Below are 18,800 nucleotides of genomic sequence, written 5' to 3' on the forward strand. Positions count from 1 at the left end.
CTCCCCATTGGCACCAATTTGGGGAGGCGATGATTTTGTTATTCAGCTGACTGCCACAATGCGGTTAATTCGTCTGGTTGATAATTGCCGGTTTTCAACCAGTTGATCTCAACGCCATAAGGCGCAAAGTCGCGCGCATCATCAGCGCCGACATAAGGCGTTTCTAAGATCTTGGGGATATCGACCAAACTCGGATGATGGGCGATGGCATTGAGGCAATCAAAGCCCAAAGTACCGGCGCCAAGATTCGTGTGCCGATCTTTATGCGCACCTTGCGGATTTTTGGAGTCGTTGAGGTGCAACACTTTCAACTTGTCCAAGCCGATCACTTGATCAAATTCTTTCAACACCCCATCAAAGTCGTCTCGTATGGCATAGCCGGCATCAGACATATGGCAAGTATCCATGCACACGCCAACTTTGTCTTTTAGATCCACGCGGTCAATGATCGCCGCCAGCTCTTCAAACCGCCGCCCGACTTCGGTGCCTTTGCCGGCCATCGTTTCCAAAGCGATCACGACGTTTTGCTCCGGTGTGAGGATCTGGTTCAACCCTTCAGCGATTTGCGCGATCGCCGCATCAGCGCCGGCACCCACATGAGCTCCTGGATGAAACGGCATGGCATAGGCGTGCAAGGCATCGGCTCTGGCCACTTCCGCTTGCATGAACTGCACCGCAAAAGCAAAATTTTGCGGTTTTTTGGTGTTGCCGAGATTGACGATATATGGCGCATGGATCACCAAGTGGCTTAACCCACCTGCTTGCATTTGCGCCAAGCCTTCAGGAATCTTCATCTCAGAAATCGGTTTGCGCCGCGTGTTTTGCGGGGCGCCAGTGTAAAACTGCAAGGTGTTGGCACCATAACTGATTGCTTCTGCAACTGCGCCAGGAAACATTTTCGGCGCTTTCATCGACACATTAGCGCCGATCAAAAATTCAGGCATTATCTTCCTCCAAATTCATCGTCAATATCGTTGGGATCGTATTGCGATTCTTCAACCGGATCAGCCAAGCGCAAAATCGACTTGGTTTTTTCCGGTGGAAACGGCGCGTTTTTTTCAGCGACATAATTCATGGCCACGATCGTACCATATTGCGTCGAATAAGTGGTTGGCACCACCACGCGGTCGCCGATGGCAAATTCTGGGGTGGCCAAATAACTATACGGATGCTCACCGTGATGAAATACCACTTGCGCATACAATAAGTCGCCAGGTTTTGGGGTATTGCGCGACAAGATCCGCTGATCGAGCATTTGCGGCGCAAACTTTTGGAGCCAATCGCTGATCGCCAAAGCCGCAAACGCCCAATCGTCGATCGGTTGATCCAAACTCAACGTGCCAAATGCTTGCACCGGTTGCGCATAGCGAAAGCGGGCCGTTAGCGCTAAAGGTAATGACGGATCTGCCACCTCGATCCCGTCAAAAGCCATCTTAGCCAGATCCTGCATCAACTCGCCGACAGTAGGATCAGCAATGGCAAAGCGGCTTTTGCTGCCAGCGTGAGTGCTGGTGAGACTCAGCGTTTGGCTGTGGCGGTCGATCACCAGCTTTTCACGCGTATCGGCATCTGGTTTGTATACCACGATCAATCGCTCCAAACGATCTGGGGCATCATCAAACAGCAACAATAGCGGAAACGGCAACACCTTGCGGATCTGATCTGATAGCGCCGCCAACGCGCCAAGATCTCCGGTGACTTGTTCGCGGCCACCATCACCATTGCGCGTCAGCGTCCAGATCCCAGGAAAGACAGTCAACGCATCGTGAAAGCTTTCCACCGGTGCCACCACCTCCGCCAAAAGGTGGATCAGCTGATCGGCTTGCGTTGCGGTGATCTGGGCGGCTTGTTGGTCGCGATAGTGACTGCCAAACACATTGGTCAACACCACATCCCCAGTGGCTTGAATGGTCAATTGTTGCGCCATCAAATCGCGATCAGCTTCATCCAGCAGCAAAGCGCGCTGTGAATCGATGGTGACTGAGCGAATCGTGCCCAGCGGTTGGGTCAATTTGCTGAGCTGTTCAAATGCGATCAAAAACCATTGGCGATTGACCGCATCTGCCAGTGACGCTTGATGCCAATAAGTGACTTGTTGCCACATGGTGTGGATCCCATTGCCTAACGCTTGCGGGTCGCCAACTGCGTGAATGAACGCGCGCGTTGCGTCAACGTCAGCAATGTCGGGTAAAACCACGTGACCTGGCGTCAGCGCCGCAAATTGATCCAAGTGAAAACCAGCTGCTTTCAAGTCAGCTTCAAGCGTTTGCACATACCCTTCATTTTGCGCCACTGCATTGATGTCAAACAAACGGTGCCATTTCTCAGCCAAACGGTGAAGCTCAGCACGTGTCGTCATCAGCGATCCCTCCTTGGATTTCGTTACCTCCATTGTCCGCGGTTTGACTGGAAACTGCAACCAAAAAAGCATCCCCAAAATCGGGGATGCGTGATGGCTCAATCGGTTTTCGGCTCGTAAAAGCGGCCCATGATCTTCACCGAATCGGTGATCGACACAAACGCGTAAGGGTCGCTGACTTTCATCGCACTTTCAAAGTCATACATTTCCGCACGTGAAATGATGGTAAACAAAATCGTTTTTTCTTCGTGGCGAAAGGCCCCTTCAGCGTCATGAACAATGGTGATCCCGCGACGCAAGGTGTTTTGGATCTCATTGATCACCGCTTTGGGGTGTTCGGTGACGATCATCACTTGCAAGCGTTGCTGGCGGGTGTATACCGAATCCAAGATCTTACCGTTGATGAAAATCGCCAAGGCCGAATACAACGCATGTGGCCAATCATTGACAAAACCGGCAAAAAATAAGATCACGATGTTTACGGCAATATTGACCGTACCGATCGTGGTGCCAGTTTTTTTGCGTAACACGATGCCAATGATGTCCAAGCCACCAGTCGACAAATTATTGCGCAATGCAAACCCTGTGCCTAAGCCATTGACCACGGCGCCAAAGATCCCACAAACGATCGGGTCAGTGGTCAACGGCTTGACGATGCCTAACCAGCGAATGGAGATCGAACTGAAAATAACCGCTAAAAACGTGAAAATGGTAAAGCGGTGGCCGATCTTACGCCAAGCTAAGACAAATAATGGGACATTCAGCAAGAAGAGTAAAGTCCCAGTATTCAATAAATCAGTGGTTCGCAACCCAGCAAACGGCGTGGCAAAATCAAACCACTTGCGCACGATCGTCGCCAATAATTGCGCCGCCCCAGTGATACCACTGGCAAAGACCCCTGCTGGTTCCCAAAACATATTTAAAGCGATGCCGACACAAATCGCGTAAAAAATGGCCGCGGTGAAGCGACTCCAATTTTGATGACGGCGAATGAGTCGATCAATTTCATGCATGACGAATTCCTTTCTGAAAATCACAATGCGAGTAGTATAACACGCTACTCGGTGAATAGTGTTAGAAATTCCTCATAACCGGCTTTTTTTAATTCCGCCACCGGAATGAAGCGCAACGCTGCTGAATTGATGCAATAGCGCATGCCGCCAGCTTCTGTGGGACCATCGGCAAACACATGGCCTAAATGCGAATCGGCTTTCGCTGAGCGCACTTCAACACGCGGCAGTGACAACTGGCGATCGATATGTTCATGTAAATGCGCGATCGGTTTGGTGAAACTCGGCCACCCACACCCAGCATCGTATTTATCCAGCGACGAAAACAACGGCTCACCTGATACCACATCCACATAGATCCCGGCTTCGTCGAAGTCATCATACTTCCCTGTGAATGGGTGTTCTGTGGCGCCATGTTGGGTCACATCATATTGCAGCGGTGTCAGGCGTTTTTTTAAGTCAGCTTTTGACATCAGCCTACCTCCCTTTTACCTTGATTGTACTAAAACGCGGCGCAAAACGGAAATGTGACGCCTGCCCAAGCCGCATTGTTTCGCGCCAACAAAAAACTGATCCAGCACTTGGCCAAATCAGTTTCTTGAAAGTTAAGCTTCTGGATCGTCATCATGTTCATGTTCAGGATCCACGCCTGCGCGGACCTCGATGCCTAAATCAACTAATTGCTTGTCAGCAACTGGATATGGCGCTTTGGTCATCGGTTCTGAGGCTTTGGAGTTCTTTGGAAAGGCAATGACGTCGCGAATGTTATCGCGCCCAGTCAACAACATGGCAAAACGGTCCAAGCCAATGGCTAAGCCGCCATGCGGTGGGAAGCCAAAGTCTAAGGCACTCAACAAGAACCCAAAGGCTTTTTCTGCGCGCTCTGGGGTAAAGCCCAAAGCATGGAGCATTTTTTCTTGGATCTCGCGCGTATGGATACGAATCGAGCCGCCGCCTAATTCATAACCGTTCAACACGATATCATAAGATTGGGCGTGAGCGGCATGCGGATCAGTGTCTAGCAGATGCACATCTTCAACGTTAGGCATGGTGAATGGATGGTGGGCTGGGACCCAACGTTCAATGCCTTCATCATATTCAAACAACGGCCAGTCAACCACCCAGCAAAAGGCGAATTGGCTTTCATCGATCAAGTTCAATTCATGCCCAAAATGCGTCCGCAAGTAGCCTAATGAAGCCGCCACGACAGCCGGTTGGTCAGCCACAAACATGATCAAATCGCCAGCTTTGGCACCTAACGCGGCAGTCAATTCTTTGCCGTCACCAAAGAATTTCGCGATCGGGCCACTGATACCCTCATCGGTCACTTTCAACCAAGCCAAGCCTTTGGCACCAAAGCGCTTGATGTAGTCTTGTTGTGCATCGATCTTCTTGCGTGAATAAGCTGCAGCAGCCCCTGGGGCCACGATGGCGCGCACTTGGCCACCATTGGCCACGGCACCAGCGAAGACTTTAAAATCAGAGTCTTTGACCAACTCAGACACATCTTGGATCTCCATGCCAAAGCGCAAGTCAGGCTTATCTGAGCCATATTTGTCCATGGCATCTTGCCAGTTGATGCGCTTAAATGGCACTTGGACATCGATGCCTTTGACGTCTTTCATGACTTTTTTGATCAAGCCTTCTGTCAAGTCTTGGATCTCTTCGGCAGACAAAAAGCTGGTTTCCATATCGATCTGAGTGAATTCTGGTTGGCGATCGCCGCGCAGATCTTCATCACGGAAACACCGCGCGATTTGGTAATACCGATCAAAGCCGGCACCCATCAACAACTGTTTGAACAATTGTGGGGATTGTGGCAATGCGTAAAAGCTCCCAGGATAAATGCGTGAAGGCACCAAATAATCGCGTGCCCCTTCTGGAGTAGAAGCCGTCAGCGTTGGGGTTTCGACATCAATGAAGCCTTGGGCATCAAAATAAGCATGGGTTGCCGTCATGATTTTGGAGCGGGTGATCAAAGCTTGTTGCATTTCTGGCCGACGCAAGTCCAAATAACGATACTTGAGCTTCGTTTCTTCAGACGCGTTGACGCCATCGACAATATCAAAAGGCACAGTTTTGGCTTTGTTCAACACCGTGACAGAAGAAACTGCCACTTCAACATGGCCAGTTTTCATTTTGTCATTGATCGCAGCGCCTTCGCGAGCCCGCACCAAACCAGTGGCTTCGATCACAAATTCGCTACGCAAGTCTTCTGCGACAGCTAAAGCATCTGCATTGATTTCTTGTGAAAATACCAGCTGGACGATCCCAGCGCGATCGCGTAAATCGATAAAAATCAAATTGCCCAGGTCGCGGCGCTTTTGCACCCAACCTTTTAACGTTACAGTTTCGCCGATATGTTGATCAGTAACATCTCCGGCATAATAAGTTCGCTTGGCCACGTTTAGTCCTCCAAAGTTTCTTTGTATAAACTTGCAAAATCTGTTGTCACAATGTTTTGGTCGACAGTTTGTTGCTCACCAGTGGCCATGTCTTTGACTTGCACGGTACCGTCAGCGAGTTCACTTTCGCCTAATGTCAACACTAAGCGCGCCCCAGCTTTGTTGGCGGATTTGAATTGCGCTTTGGCTTTGCGGCCTAAGTAATCCATATCTACCGCATAACCTTGATGGCGAATGGCAGTGGCCAGCTTCAAAGCTGTCGGTGTGGCACTTTCATCGATCGCCACAATGTATGCTGGCAAAATGCTTGGCTTTTGTTTGCCTTGCATTAACAACATCAAGCGTTCAACGCCCATCCCAAAGCCAACACCTGGCGTTTCTGGACCGCCAAGTTCTTCAACCAACCCATTGTAGCGGCCACCACCTAAAATCGTGGTATACCCGCCACCAAACACTGGATCGCCTGACATCACTTCAAAAATGGTGTGGTTATAATAATCCAACCCGCGCACCATATCGGGATCGACCACATAATCGATGCCGAGGTTTTCCAAGTTGGCTTTCACCGCGTCAAAATGCGCTTGGGCTTCAGGTGTTAAATAATCCAAGATCTTCGGCGCATTGGCCACCAGTTCTTGATCATGCTTATCTTTTGAATCTAAGACGCGCAGTGGATTTTTCTCCAAGCGGATCTTGGAATCAGCGGATAGTTCGTCTTTAAAAGGCGTCAAAAAATCGATCAACGCTTTGTGATAAGCGGCGCGGCTTTGCGGATCACCTAATGTGTTGATGGCAAAACGCAATTTCGTTGCGCCCATGCTTTCAAGCAGATCCTTGGCTAAAGCAATCACTTCGGCATCCAGCACTGGACTTTCGGAACCGAATGCTTCAACACCGATTTGATGAAATTCGCGTTGGCGACCAGATTGTGGCCGCTCATAGCGAAACATTGAACCCATGTAAAAGACCTTCACCGGCTTAGCGTGTTCTGGGCCATATAATTTGTTTTCAACATATGCGCGCACGACGCCGGCAGTACCTTCTGGACGCAAAGCCATGGTGCGGCCGCCTTTATCATCGAAGACATACATTTCTTTGGTGACGATATCAGACGTATCACCAGCTGAGCGCGAGAAGACGTCGACGTTTTCAAATAACGGCGTGCGGATCTCTTGGTAGCGATAGCGGGTCAAAATGTCACGAGCCGTCGCTTCAACTTGTTGCCACAGTTCACTTTGGCCAGGCAGAATGTCTGCGGTGCCTTTTGGTCGTTGGTAGCTCATCTAACTATCTCCTTTTTTCGTCCATCCGTAAAAAAAGACACCCCTCGATTGAACGAAGGGTGCAAGCACGGTACCACCTTGTGATTTAACTCACGCCATAACGGTGGCGACCGGAGTTTCTCTGCCTCCACTGCGTCTTGTCGATCATTGTCAGCTTACACCATCTCTGACTCGCTTGTGGCGATCTCTTCTACAGTTTCATTGGCTCGGATGTCTTAATTACCTATTGAGAATAGCCCAGATAACGCGTGATTGTCAAGGCTTTTCGCCGTTAGCGCCACCGATTGCAGAAAATCTAACAGATTCCTTCAATCGCCTGATTTGTAGTCGTGTTCATAAGCATAATTTGCTATAATTAATCTAGAAAATTAAGGACTGATTCCATGACATTCAAACAATTACACCGCTGGCCGCTGATGATCGTTTTGGCGATTTTGATCGGTATTTCCGCTGCGACCACTGTGGTTTTAGCAAATAATAATACGCTGACGGTCACTGCCAGCGTGGTCAATGTCCGCTTAGGCCCAGGGTTGTCTTATGGCACCATGGGGCAAGTACAAAAAGGCGGCAACCTCACCATTTTAAAAAAGCAAAATTCCTGGTACCAAGTCCGCTTAGCCGGCAATCGCATCGGCTGGGTGGCTTCGTGGTTAGTGCATCAAGATGATGCCACCACCAGTGCCGCTAAAATCGCGCGAACCACCACGAATGTCAACGTGCGCCAATACGCCTCAAGCACAGCCAAACAGCTTGGCACCTTGACCAGCGGCACCAACGTCAGTGTGTTGTATCAAAGCAACGGTTGGAGCCAGATCCAATATAACAACACCGCCGCTTGGGTCGATTCCAGTTTACTTCAATTAACTGGGGCGACCACTGCGATCAATCCGACCCAAACGGCCATTGCCACGGCTAAAGCCACGACGCCGACATTGAAAGCTACCACCACTTTGGCTGCCAATGTGCGCCAAACCGCTGGCTTAAACGCCGCTGTGGTCACTCGCATCGCCAAAGGTGCGACAGTCACGGTGTTGAATCAATCAGGGGATTGGTATCATGTGCGCACCGCAGATGGCAAAACCGGCTATATCGCCAGTTGGATCTTATCCATGCCAGGTGCGTCAACCAACAAAGCCGCCACGAAGTTGTCAGAAGCCACTATTGTGATCGATCCCGGTCACGGCGGCAATGACACTGGGGCGTTGTCAACTTCTGGCAAATACGAAAAGACTTACACCCTTGAATTGGCCAAAACAGTCGGTTCCCGATTGGAAGCGGCTGGCGCCAAGGTGGTTTACACCCGCTCCACCGACACCTTTGTCGATTTGGCACCACGACCGATCGTCGCCAAAAAAGTCCACGCTGATGCGTTTATCTCCTTCCACTTTGACTCCACGCCAAATGCCAATACCGCTAGCGGCTTCACCAGTTACTATTACAATGCCGCCAAAGATAAGGCCTTGGCCACGAACTTAAACAAAGCGCTTGGCAGCAACTTAAGCTTGACTAACCGCGGGGTTGCTTTTGGGAACTATGAAGTGTTACGCGATAACAATCAGCCTAGTGTCTTACTGGAAATGGGCTATATCAATGATGATCATGACTTCAAGTTCATTTCGTCGCCAAGCTATCAACAACTGATCGCTTCAGATATCGTCAACGGCATGAACGCGTACTTTGCAGCAGGTAATCATCAGTAACATCACCAAGACCTCGAAAGTTGAGGTCTTTTTTTGTTTCTGCAGAACATACAAATAGGCACTTTTCCAACGTTTGGCTGAAAAAGTGCCTACTGCGCCAATTTAGGTGCCTTAGTTTACGTCTGTGAAGTGTCACCGCTTAGTGCGGTCACACGTTGTCATGCCCGTGGGCACTCCTTCGGCCACAGTCTAAAGTGCACTGTGGGTAAAACATGGTGCAGGTGGATCCCGGGTTTTGCACAATCCGACGCATCGCGGTGATCGGTCATGGCCAAGTTGGGGAAGTCATTGGACGACACCGCGCGACAGTGGTCTCAATGCTTCACTTGGGTTGGTCGATCGATACATGCGATGGGTCGCTTCTGTGACTCACTTTTTGCCGGAGTTACAGCTGACCATTTTCTTCGGTACGCCAGCGCTCTTAGGTCCCACGGAAATCATATCACCACGCTACGGCCCCATGGTGACTTTGCTGCCACAAAGCTTGTGCGATGTACCTAACCGCCTTGCTTTGCTTAGTGCTTTCCTCAACAAAAGGTACCTGCTCTTACGTTTGCTTTTGTTGAGACATGTAGTGTAGCACCTTAGATTTAAAAATGCAAGCGCTTTTTTAAAAACAAAGAGACCTCCGCTAACAGAGATCTCCCGAAGAGCAAATGGATTCTTTAACCTGACTTAACGCTTAATGACCTAGCAATGGCACGATATCCATCAAGGTTTCGATTTGATGATCTGCCATCGGCGCGTCGTTGAGCTTGTCGATGTTGAAGTACACCCCTTGCACATTTGCCGCTTGACCGGCGATCACGTCTAAACGCCGATCCCCGATCATCGCCGTGCGTTTAGGGTTGAGCTGATAGCGATCGACTAAATACAACACGGCATCAGGCTTGGGCTTGCGGGCCAAATGCAAGTCACTGGTGACCCCACCTAAGAACAGTTTGTCTAACCCGTTGCGTGCCAGTAATGCCCATGCTTTGTTGTCGCGATGGGTCATTAATAAATTGTTGCCTCCAGCGTCAACTACCGCTTGTAACACTGATGCCGTTTGCGCATAAGGGGTGGCTTTCATCACTTCTAACGCTTCGCGGCGGTGATACTCAGCCAGCACTTCGTCTTCATCTAAATGCTGTTGGCGAGCAAAACGCTTAGCCGTTTCAGTCACCGAGCCATGTTTGATGATCTTATAAAGTTCATCTTGATCGATTTGTACAGCAATGCTACTTAACGTTTCGTGTAAGGCTTTAAGAATGCCTGGATAAGTGTCATACAAGGTCCCATCGAGGTCCCAGATTGCGTTGGTAATCAAAAAATTATTTCTCCTTCGTATCGATCAGAATCGTCACTGGGCCATCATTGACCAAGCTGACTTGCATATCGGCACCAAACACCCCGACTTGAACCGGGATACCGGTTTTTGCGAGCGCTTGGTTGAACGCGTCATAAAGTTGTTCGCCTAAGCTTGGCGGTGCCGCTTGGGTGAAGCTGGGCCGATTGCCATGGGTGGTGCTGGCATACAGCGTGAATTGCGAAATCGACAAAATGCTACCGCCGATTTGACTGATGTCCAGATTCATTTTGCCTTGAGCATCAGAAAAAACGCGCAATTTGGCGATTTTGTGGACCAAATACGCCACATCATCTGGCGTGTCATCAGGCCCAACACCGAGCAACACCATAAACCCGGCATTGATCTGCCCATGAACTTTGCCGTCAATGGTCACGCTGGCTTGCGACACGCGTTGGATCACTGCTTTCATAAACTACCCTTTCGTCCGCTTGACTTCATAAATGTCTGGAATATTCTTCACAGCGTCCATCATGCGGTCCAAATGGGCCAAGTTGCGAATCCCAACCGTGACATGAATGTCAGCCATTTTATCGTGATCAACACGGCCCACCACATTGTTCAAGTTTTTGGTTTGGGCATTTAAGGTCTGTAAAACATCATTTAACAACCCAGAACGGTTGTAGCCATAGATCTCCAGATCCGTGTCAAACAATTGCGATTGGTCGTTGAGGTTTTGCCAGCCAACATCGATCAAGCGGCCTGCCATTTCTGAGTCGGCAGCGACATTGGGGCAGTCGGTGCGATGGATCGTGACCCCACGGCCTTTGGTGACATACCCAACGATCGGGTCGCCAGGAACTGGGTTACAGCATTTGGCCAAATGCACCAACAAGTTGTCGACGCCTTCGATCACGATGCCTTCTTGGGTGCGAGACGTCGGCTTTTGGGCGGGCTTGTCGCGATTGACGGTGGTAACTTTTTGATGCGCGTCTAAAATGGCTTTTTCACGGGCATCTTGTTCCGCTTTTTCTTTTTCGCGACGAACTTTTTCTGTCAAGCGGTTGGCAATGATCTTCGGTGTATATTCGCCGTAGCCGATTGCTGACATCAATTCGGATTCTTGGGTGAAATTCAGCCGCTTCAATAGGTCTGCCATCGGCGCTTTGGGTGCAAGGAAGTCTTTAGGCGCAAAGCCTAAGTCAAGCAGTTGATGTTCCAACATGTCGCGGCCTTTGATGGCATTTTCTTCTTTGTCTTCTTGCTTGAAGTAACGCCGGATCTTGTTGCGCGCACGTGACGTAAAGACCAAGTTGACCCAGTCTCGTGATGGTTTGGAGCCGCTGGCGGTGAGGACTTCGACAATATCGCCGTTTTTAAGTTGGTAGTTCAACGGGACGATTTTGCCGTTGACTTTAGCCCCAACGGTTTTATTGCCGACATCGGTATGGACCATATAGGCAAAGTCCAATGGGCCAGCGCCTTTAGGCAATTCGTAGACATCCCCACGCGGCGTGAACACGTAGACGCGATCGGAAAAAATATCGCCTTTGACGGATTCCATGAAGTCGTTGGCATCGTCGGCTTCGTCTTGGATCTCCAAGATCTCACGGAACATGTCGAGTTTCTTGCCAGATTTGTCGTATTGAACTTCTTGAGTTTGGCCTTCTTTATACGCCCAATGCGCCGCGACCCCATATTCAGCCACGTGATGCATTTCTTCCGTGCGGATCTGCACTTCCAAAGGCTTGCCTTTAGGGCCGATCACGGTGGTGTGCAATGACTGATACATGTTAGCTTTAGGCATGGCGATATAGTCTTTGAACCGCCCTGGCATCGGCTTCCACTTGGTGTGGATTGCCCCAAGCACGGCATAACAGTCTTTAATGGTTTCGGTGATCACCCGCACCGCCAATAAGTCATACAATTCATCAAATTGTTTGTGCTTGTCGCGCATTTTTTTGTAAATCGAATAAATGTGCTTTGGGCGACCATAGATCTCATATTTCATGTTGAGATCAGCCAAGGCCACATTGATCTCTTTGATCGCGTCTTGAATATAAGCTTCACGCTCGCCGCGCTTGGACTTCATTAACTGGGCGATGCGGTAATATTGTTGCGGGTTCAAATACCGCAGCGACAAGTCTTCTAGTTCCCATTTGATGGTACTGATCCCTAAGCGATCGGCTAGTGGCGCATAAATTTCCAATGTTTCATTGGCAATGCGGCGTTGTTTGTCTGGGCGCAAGTGCATCAAGGTGCGCATATTGTGCAACCGATCGGCTAACTTCACCAAAATGACCCGCATATCCTTGGCCATGGCCAATAACATTTTACGGTGGTTTTCGGCTAATTCGTCTTTATGGGCAACGTAAGTGACTTTAGACAACTTGGTCAAGCCGTCTACGATCACCGCCGTTTCTTTGCCGAACACTTCTTGAATATCGCCTAAAGTAATATTGGTGTCTTCGACCACATCGTGCAAATAACCAGACGCGACGGTCACTGGGTCCATTTTTAAGTTGGCTAAAATGCCTGCCACTTGGATCGGATGGATAATATAAGGCTCGCCGGATTTGCGGCGTTGATCATGATGCACATAAGCGGCAAAATCATAGGCTTTTTTCACGAAAGCCAAGTGTTCGTCGTTCATGTACGCGCGGCACATGTCCATGACTTGCGCTTGCGTTAATTCAACTTCTTCTGCCATAATTTCCTCCTCAGACGTCACCGCCGGCGCAAAGCAGCAGCTGCGACGTGACTCGTTTTGACAAATTCACAATGATTCACAAAAGCCGAGCGCAGAAAGTCTGGCTCGGCAGTGCTTGGGGTTATTATACCAAGGTGTTATCAGCGCTTCAATCCTTGATCCAGCTGAGCATCGTCAGCAGCCAATAGATCGGCAAGAACCAATAATTGTATTTGGCAAAACGCAAAAATACCATGACTGCAAACAATAGCGGCAAGATCAAACTATACCACCATGGCAAATGGGCTTTGCGCATTAAATGTCCGATCCATAATGACCATAAACTATTGATGACGATAAATAACAAGCCAACGCGCAACGCCACGGAAGCGCCGGCAAATTTTAACACCCATGGCATGATCAACGTCAGGATCAAGTCCCCGACCACGATCAAGCCAGCATTGGATTTCGACCAAGTGAGCAGTTTTTGCATAAGCGATTAGATCTCCTGTAATTCTACTAGCGCACTGATCGCGCTGAGTAAGTATAGTGGTGCAGTTTCCGTGCGCATAATGCGCGGCCCCAACCCTGCTGGTACAAACCCGATTGTTGACAAATCCGCCACTTCTTTGGGGCTGAGCCCACCTTCTGGACCAAACACCGCGATCAAACGTTGCGGATGCTGGCGGATCGTTTGGACCAATTGCGCGGCTTCGCCATGTTTGGCAGCTTCTTCATAAGCGACCACCCCAGCCGTTTGGGCATCCAGCTGCAAAGCGTCAAGTTTGGTGAACTGGACTGCTGGCACCACATTGCGATGGCTTTGTTCCGCGGCACCTTGCGCCACAGCTTGCAAGCGGGAGAGTTTTTTTGCCACTTTTTCTGGCGCCCATTTCGCCGTTCCCCATTGCGTATTGGCAAAACTGATCCTGCTTGCCCCTAATTCAGTGGCTTTTTGGACGATCCATTCGGCTTTGTCGCCTTTGCCCACGCCACAAACCAAGTGTACCGAAATCGGCAGCTCGACGGCACGGGTGATCTCTTGGGTGACTTGCACAGTCAACGGTGCGACATCTGTGATCGTCGCCACAAACGCATGCCCGGCATGGGCCAGCTCCAGTTGATCTCCTGCAACTTGCCGCAACACTTTGACCGCATGCTTTTGGATCGCAGCTTCTAACGTCACTTGTGCGCCAATGGCCAAAGGTTGTTGGGTAAAGTAGCGATTCATTCACTCACCACCTGCGCTTTTAACGCGGTCCAATCCCCTGCATGCCAATCAGCGACCACGCTCAAGCCGACATCGGCTAACGCTTTTTTGATCAACGCTTCTTTGTCATAGTAGATCCCAGATAACAACACGGTACCACCAGCAGCTAAGTGCGCTGGAATTTGTGGGATCAAAGGCACCAACACTTCTGCTAAAATATTGGCACAGATCACGTCAGCTTGTTGATCGATGCCACTAAGCAAGTCATTGGCGATCACATCAATGTCCGATACTGGATTTAACGCCAAGTTGGCTTCAGCATTGTTCACTGCGACATCGTCAACGTCAGTCGCTAACACATGCTTGACGCCTAACAATTTCGCCGCGATCGCTAAGATCCCGCTGCCAGTGCCGACATCGATCATGGTTTCGCCACCGCGGATCACTTGCTCCAAAGCTTGCAGCATCAGCGCAGTTGTCGGATGCGACCCGGTGCCAAACGCCATATCCGGATCCAAGCGGATCACCATTTCGCCGGCTTGTTGCGGGGTATAATCCAGCCACTGTGGCACCACTGTCAAAAAACGCGTGATCCGCAACGGATGGTAGTACTTCTTCCACTCATTGGCCCAATTGGCTTCAGCGATGGCATCCACTGCAATCGTCCCAGCCCCAGCATCAAGCCCAAAGCTTGGCAATTGCGCCACTTCAGCCGCTAAAGTTTGTTTGAGTTCACCCAAATGCGTATGCGGCGCAAAATAGCCGGTGACTGCGGCGCCTTGGGCCAAATGCGGCACAGTGTCTGGATCCAGCCACTCCCCAGTTTTGGTGATGACTTCATGGTCAAAGTCAGCACTATCTTGAATTTGCACGCCAGCGGCTTTGGCTTCCATCATGAAATTCGCGACGGCTTCCACAGCTTGAGTGCTCGTATTGACGGTTAATGCGATCCAATCGTCCATGTTGACCTCCTAAAACTTCGGATAAGGTAAAAAGACTTTTTGGTTGGCAGCAGGCTGCTTGGCATAAGCGGCGTCAAATTTGGCTTGATCAAAGTGCAATTCAAACACTTCCGCATCACTGGTACCATCAACGAAATCAAACAGATCACTTTGGCCATCGTCAAGCAAGTCTTGCAAGTAAACAAACAGCGCATCCACTTGAGCTTGTTCAATGCCGGCTTTGCCGCTGAAGCCAAAGGTGGCTAAATAGTTTTGCGCATAGTCTTCACCTTTGACGCGACTTTTGTCATAAAACAAGATCGCATCGGCATAATCGACTTCATCGCCGGCTTGTTTTTCTTGGCCATCTTGGTCTTCAACTTCAAAACCGTCAGCCGCATCGACATACATCGTCATTTCTAATTCGATCACATGGGCTTGTTTGTCCCAGTTAAGATCCAAGTCGCCGTCAAAATCTAAAGCGTCCATTTTATCGCCGATATAATCCAGCATGTTTTGTGTTTTCATGATTGCCATCCTTCATTAGGTAAGTTCAGTTCGCGTTTTTTGATGCCTGAAACATTGGGATTGCCTGCCACGAAATACCGCAACAACGCACTGGTCCACTCGCCTTTGTTCGGCACCCCGATGCGCGGGCTCACGCCGATGTGTTGCGGCGTTTTGACTTGCGGGATCAAGGTGATCGCATCGGCATTGAGCAGCGTCCCATGCAGTGCTGTGGTGATATCAAGCGCTTGGCAAAGCTTGCCTGGGCCATTACATAAGTCGTTGGCTTTGCCGCGGCGTTTGATCATTTGATCGAGACCATCTGTTGGCTCAAGGGCGCGGATCAAAATGCACTCTGGAATGCCTTTGGCTTGCACATTAAAATTCATCAAACAATATTGGCGCATTTGGTAGACATAAATGGTCGTCGGTTGCGCCCATAGTGGCCAATTGCGCTTAGTTTGATGATTTTGATAGGCATGGGCGGCGGCGTCTTTGGCGCCTAAGTACGCTTCAGTTTCCACCACCAACCCACCAACGCCGTCGTGCATCAGTTTGGCGCCGAGTAATTGTTGCGCGAGGGTTTGGGTGTCGGCGCTAGTCGCCCAAGTTTGCCAATCCATGTTCATAAAACCACTATACTAGACTTTTGCACTGGATGAAAGTATGTTACGTTTACAAGCAGATAACACTAGTATTTTCATCAAATTGGGAGGATCTTGACCTTGGTAAACAAGCCCTTACGCCAATTGATCAGCTCGCAAGCTGATCAATTGATTTCAGAAACATACACCGAAACCCACATCACGCAACGTTTATTGGACTGGCAAGCCCACAACCCTGACGCTGACGCCACCTTGTTGGCTAGCTACCAACTGACAGAAAGCCGCAACTTCAGTGAAGAGCTGCTGGGTCGCGTCCTAGAACAACTACTGGCACAAGGTTATCTCAACGCGCCAAAAGCCTAAAAAAGAAGCCAGTCGGCATCAAGTCGACGGGCTTCTTTTAGATCATGAACGTTCGTGTGACACATTGAGATTGGCAGGGACTTTGATTTTGACCGGTTTGGTCGCTTTTTGCAAAGCCACACTGGGATCTTTGGAAAGCAATTGCCAAGTGGAAATGATCAACAATGCCGAAACGAAAATCAATGGGAACCCGGCGACGGAACAAATCGCTTGCACGGTTTTGAACCCGCCGACAAACACGATCCCAAATGAAAACAGCATGAAGATCACCATCCATACCAAGCGGTTAACTAAGCTTGGCTGTTCATTGGCGCGCAACTTCAAGGACGTAAACGTTGACACGATATACGCTGAGCTGGAAATCGTCGTAGCCAAGAAAATGAAACACGACAACGCGTAAATGACTAACATCACATATTTAAATGGCAAGGTCGACAAAACTTGGGCGATGGTCGCGGCTTGACCATAAGTGGCTAAAGTATGGATCAAGTTCACAGCGCCACTTTGTTGCAACCACAAGGCGTAACCACCTAAGATCGCGTAAAACGCCATGCAACCAAGGGCCCCAAAACCTAACATGCCAAAAATCACTTGACGAATCGTCCGGCCTTTAGAAATACGGGCGATGAACAAACCCATAAACGGCATGTATGTCAGCCACCAGCCCCAATAAAAGACGGTTTCTGATTTCACTGGATCAACACTGGAACCAAAACCGCTGGCAAACCCAGCGCTCATCGGGACAAATTTGGCGATCATCAACGCCAAGCTGTGACCTTCAGCGCGAATAATGGTCCCTGTTGGTCCTACGAGTAACACGATCACCAAAAAGCCGATCGCGGTCCAGATATGAGCGGCACTTAAGCGGTCGATACCGCCTTTGATGCCTTTGACCATCGTCAGACCAAAAATCAGGAATAATAACGCAAACATGGCTAACTTCAAATAGATCGTATCGGAAATGCCGGTGATGCTGGCAATGATCCGCGCCAGCACAGGAATTTCCATCCCCACACCAGAACCGATACCACCCATGATGCCAAATACGACCAAAAAGTTGATCACTTGACGGGCCAAGCGCTTGTGCCATTGGCCACCTTGAAGCATGGGCATGGCATCGCTTAACGACGATACCCGCACATGTTTGACATACATCATGTAGCCGATGATCACCGCGGCAGAGGCAAACATCATCCACGCCATTGGGCCCCAATCAAATTGGCCGAGCATGTGCGCATTTTGATAGTTTTGCGCCGACATTGCTTTGGCGCCGAATAATGGCTGTTGCACATAGCGCAGTGGATCGACCATACTCAACATCAAAATGCTGGCATCGATGGCAGTGGCAAAAACCATGCTGCCCCACTGAAAGTTTGAATACGTCGGCTTGCCATGGCCTAATTTGATCTTGCCAAAACGGCTGAAGGCGATGTATAAGAAGAAAACCAAATTAATGATGTAAATACTGAGATACAACCAGCTCAGTTTACTGGTGATCCCATCCATCATGTTGCCGAGAATATTTTTGATCCCTGAGCCGCCCATTAGCAGCATCAGTGACATGATCAAAAATAACCCAACTGTTGGCACAAAAATCCGAGAATCGATTCTTTGCTTTTTTAAAATAAAAATGCTCCTAGTTCCCGGCGACCGTGAACTAAAATGCCTTCCTGCCAAACGACGGGTCATAGACGCCGTCAGTAGGCTTATCCTGAAATTGATCAGAGGCAACCCTGAGCTGCAAAGTCATTTCAGCTACCGAAAAAAACACGCGTGCACGATCCGATACGGATATCTGCCAGCGTGCCAATCTACGGCTGATATACAAATAGTCTGTTTTACTTGGAAATCACTGCGCCTTCTGGATCCAAATGGCGAATGATGCGCGCTGGATTACCGGCGATCACCACATCTGAACCAAAGGACTTGGTCACTACCGATCCAGCACCGACCACCACGCGATCACCTAATGTGACCCCTGGCAAGATGCTGGCGTGGCCACCGATCCAAATACTGTCACCGATCGTGATGGGCTTGCCTAATTCCACATCCGCATCCCGCAACTTGGCAGATAACGGATGCACCGGCGTGTAGAAGCCCACATCAGGCCCGACATAACAATGGCTGCCGATGGTGATCGGGCACGTGTCCAATAGCGTCAAATGATAGTTGGCGTAGAAATGGTCCCCAATATGAATATTAAACCCATAATCGAATTGCAATCCGCTTTCGACAAAGAAGTGCTCGCCAGTTTCAGCAAATAAAGCTTTCACTTTGGCATTACGCGCATCATTGTCGTCAAGCTGGTTGATCTCACGTAAGGCTTTGCGGATCAGCGTGCGTCTGGCGATCAGTTCTGGATCAAATTGTTGATAGGCCTCTCCAGCCGTCATGATTTCTCTTTGGGTTTTCATCATGTTACCAGCATAGCACTAATTGG

General features: G+C 49.6%; 18 protein-coding genes. 2 read left to right on the top strand and 16 right to left on the bottom strand.

What is annotated here, in order from left to right; translation table 11 throughout:
- Window positions 1–38: 38 nt before the first annotated feature.
- The 6 genes from ACKTSG_RS00665 to hisS form a co-directional block, all read right to left on the bottom strand.
- Entirely contained in the window at window positions 39–944 is a 906-nt protein-coding gene (locus tag ACKTSG_RS00665) for a deoxyribonuclease IV (RefSeq protein ID WP_407890948.1), read from the bottom strand.
- Complete coding sequence (locus tag ACKTSG_RS00670; RefSeq protein ID WP_407890950.1) at window positions 944–2,359, bottom strand: hypothetical protein; 1,416 nt, start codon at window positions 2,357–2,359, stop codon at window positions 944–946. Before ACKTSG_RS00670 ends, ACKTSG_RS00665 begins: the two co-directional genes overlap by 1 nt.
- 98 nt (window positions 2,360–2,457) lie before the next feature.
- Window positions 2,458–3,372 (bottom strand): YitT family protein, encoded by a 915-nt coding sequence (locus tag ACKTSG_RS00675; protein ID WP_407890952.1) that lies wholly within the window; start codon window positions 3,370–3,372, stop codon window positions 2,458–2,460.
- A 44-nt stretch (window positions 3,373–3,416) separates the two neighbouring features.
- Window positions 3,417–3,842: a peptide-methionine (R)-S-oxide reductase MsrB gene (gene msrB / locus ACKTSG_RS00680; RefSeq protein ID WP_407890954.1), complete on the bottom strand. Its 426-nt coding sequence runs from the start codon at window positions 3,840–3,842 to the stop codon at window positions 3,417–3,419.
- Between the two features lie 132 nt (window positions 3,843–3,974).
- Window positions 3,975–5,774, bottom strand: a complete 1,800-nt coding sequence (gene aspS, locus ACKTSG_RS00685) for an aspartate--tRNA ligase (RefSeq protein ID WP_407890956.1) — start codon at window positions 5,772–5,774, stop codon at window positions 3,975–3,977.
- Window positions 5,775–5,776: 2 nt separating this feature from the next.
- Entirely contained in the window at window positions 5,777–7,057 is a 1,281-nt protein-coding gene (gene hisS, locus ACKTSG_RS00690; protein WP_407890958.1) for a histidine--tRNA ligase, read from the bottom strand.
- 383 nt (window positions 7,058–7,440) lie between these two features.
- Here hisS and ACKTSG_RS00695 point away from each other — a divergent pair, with 383 nt between their 5' ends.
- A complete protein-coding gene (locus ACKTSG_RS00695; RefSeq protein WP_407890960.1) occupies window positions 7,441–8,757 on the top strand; it encodes an N-acetylmuramoyl-L-alanine amidase family protein in 1,317 nt (438 codons plus the stop codon).
- A gap of 682 nt (window positions 8,758–9,439) precedes the next feature.
- On the opposite strand, the gene ACKTSG_RS00700 is transcribed toward ACKTSG_RS00695, so the two are convergent.
- The 8 genes from ACKTSG_RS00700 to ACKTSG_RS00735 form a co-directional block, all read right to left on the bottom strand.
- On the bottom strand, window positions 9,440–10,066 hold the full coding sequence (locus tag ACKTSG_RS00700) for an HAD hydrolase-like protein (protein WP_407890962.1): 627 nt from the start codon (window positions 10,064–10,066) through the stop codon (window positions 9,440–9,442).
- Between the two features lie 4 nt (window positions 10,067–10,070).
- The gene (gene dtd / locus ACKTSG_RS00705) at window positions 10,071–10,517 is read right to left on the bottom strand and encodes a D-aminoacyl-tRNA deacylase (RefSeq protein WP_407890964.1); all 447 of its coding nucleotides are present in this window, start codon (window positions 10,515–10,517) and stop codon (window positions 10,071–10,073) included.
- Between the two features lie 3 nt (window positions 10,518–10,520).
- Window positions 10,521–12,755 carry a RelA/SpoT family protein gene (locus ACKTSG_RS00710; protein ID WP_407890966.1) on the bottom strand — a complete coding sequence of 745 codons (2,235 nt, stop codon included), beginning with the start codon at window positions 12,753–12,755 and terminating at the stop codon, window positions 10,521–10,523.
- A gap of 148 nt (window positions 12,756–12,903) precedes the next feature.
- A complete protein-coding gene (locus ACKTSG_RS00715; protein ID WP_407890968.1) occupies window positions 12,904–13,227 on the bottom strand; it encodes a hypothetical protein in 324 nt (107 codons plus the stop codon).
- Window positions 13,228–13,233: 6 nt separating this feature from the next.
- Window positions 13,234–13,965 carry an RsmE family RNA methyltransferase gene (locus ACKTSG_RS00720; protein ID WP_407890970.1) on the bottom strand — a complete coding sequence of 244 codons (732 nt, stop codon included), beginning with the start codon at window positions 13,963–13,965 and terminating at the stop codon, window positions 13,234–13,236.
- A complete protein-coding gene (gene prmA, locus ACKTSG_RS00725; RefSeq protein WP_407890971.1) occupies window positions 13,962–14,906 on the bottom strand; it encodes a 50S ribosomal protein L11 methyltransferase in 945 nt (314 codons plus the stop codon). The genes ACKTSG_RS00720 and prmA overlap by 4 nt, the downstream gene beginning before the upstream one ends.
- Before the next feature lie 9 nt (window positions 14,907–14,915).
- Complete coding sequence (locus ACKTSG_RS00730; RefSeq protein WP_407890973.1) at window positions 14,916–15,413, bottom strand: DUF3013 family protein; 498 nt, start codon at window positions 15,411–15,413, stop codon at window positions 14,916–14,918.
- Window positions 15,410–16,015 carry a DNA-3-methyladenine glycosylase gene (locus tag ACKTSG_RS00735; RefSeq protein WP_407890975.1) on the bottom strand — a complete coding sequence of 202 codons (606 nt, stop codon included), beginning with the start codon at window positions 16,013–16,015 and terminating at the stop codon, window positions 15,410–15,412. The genes ACKTSG_RS00730 and ACKTSG_RS00735 overlap by 4 nt, the downstream gene beginning before the upstream one ends.
- 102 nt (window positions 16,016–16,117) lie before the next feature.
- Between ACKTSG_RS00735 and ACKTSG_RS00740 the strand changes: the two genes are divergently transcribed.
- Entirely contained in the window at window positions 16,118–16,360 is a 243-nt protein-coding gene (locus ACKTSG_RS00740; protein WP_407890977.1) for a hypothetical protein, read from the top strand.
- Window positions 16,361–16,402: 42 nt separating this feature from the next.
- Here the strand turns inward: ACKTSG_RS00740 and ACKTSG_RS00745 are convergent, their stop codons facing one another.
- Both ACKTSG_RS00745 and ACKTSG_RS00750 read right to left on the bottom strand, forming a co-directional pair.
- Window positions 16,403–18,049 carry a BCCT family transporter gene (locus tag ACKTSG_RS00745; protein WP_407890979.1) on the bottom strand — a complete coding sequence of 549 codons (1,647 nt, stop codon included), beginning with the start codon at window positions 18,047–18,049 and terminating at the stop codon, window positions 16,403–16,405.
- A 149-nt stretch (window positions 18,050–18,198) separates the two neighbouring features.
- Window positions 18,199–18,777, bottom strand: coding sequence for a sugar O-acetyltransferase (locus ACKTSG_RS00750; RefSeq protein WP_407890981.1), 579 nt, complete (start codon window positions 18,775–18,777; stop codon window positions 18,199–18,201).
- Between the last annotated feature and the right edge of the window lie 23 nt (window positions 18,778–18,800).

Source organism: Lacticaseibacillus salsurae (genome assembly GCF_045862175.1).
Classification (GTDB): domain Bacteria; phylum Bacillota; class Bacilli; order Lactobacillales; family Lactobacillaceae; genus Lacticaseibacillus; species Lacticaseibacillus salsurae.